Annotated in this window: 2 protein-coding genes; one reads left to right on the plus strand and one right to left on the minus strand. The window is 49.3% G+C overall.

Annotated elements, in window-relative coordinates; genetic code table 11:
* Positions 1 to 310: recombinase family protein (locus tag ACSIPU_RS30425; RefSeq protein ID WP_435322473.1), on the minus strand; the 310-nt coding region annotated here is incomplete at its 3' end.
* A gap of 161 nt (positions 311 to 471) precedes the next feature.
* On the opposite strand from ACSIPU_RS30425, the gene ACSIPU_RS30430 reads away from it, so the two are divergent.
* Positions 472 to 682: DUF4158 domain-containing protein (locus ACSIPU_RS30430; RefSeq protein ID WP_435322474.1), on the plus strand; the 211-nt coding region annotated here is incomplete at its 3' end.

Raw genomic sequence — 682 nt, forward strand, 5'->3', positions numbered from 1 at the left:
TTGTGTCGATAGTCGCCCCGTGACCGGTCAGCACTTTCAGACCGGTCCCCCTCGCGGTCAGGTCGTGCACTGTATTAATGAGATGACGAAGATCACGACCGAGGCGGTCCAGCTTCCATACGACCAGCGTGTCTCCGGGTCGTAGTGCTTTCAGACAGGCTGTAAGTCCAGGACGCTCTTCTCGTTTGCCCGATGCCCGGTCCTCATAAAAATGTGCGGCATCAACACCTGCGGCGATCAGTGCATCACGTTGTAAATCATTCGTCTGCGAACCATCCGCTTTTGACATCCGAATATATCCGATGAACATATTTCCTCTGTCACATATACGTTCGATTATGTGACATTCTGATTTGGGTACCATAATCTGTCAACGGTAGTCACATTACCCGTAATTTAAATTATGACACGTAAAGGTTCTATGTTAATGATAATGTGACAAGCGCGTTTAAATAGGCATAAGGATCAGAGATGCCTACTAAAAATAAGCTCCTCAGTATTCTTTCGGACGCCGAGCAGGAAGCGCTCTATGGTCTACCTGATTTCGATGATGCACAGCGGCTGGAGTTTCTGGCGCTGAATGAATATGAACTGGCGCTGGCCTGCAGTCGCCGGGGGCTTCACGCTCAAATTTATTGCATCATCCAGATCGTAGAGCATGAACAACCTCGGGGCAGCCATC

The sequence above is a fragment of the Klebsiella sp. HN106 genome (assembly GCF_051209435.1).
Classification (GTDB): Bacteria; Pseudomonadota; Gammaproteobacteria; order Enterobacterales; family Enterobacteriaceae; genus Klebsiella; species Klebsiella oxytoca.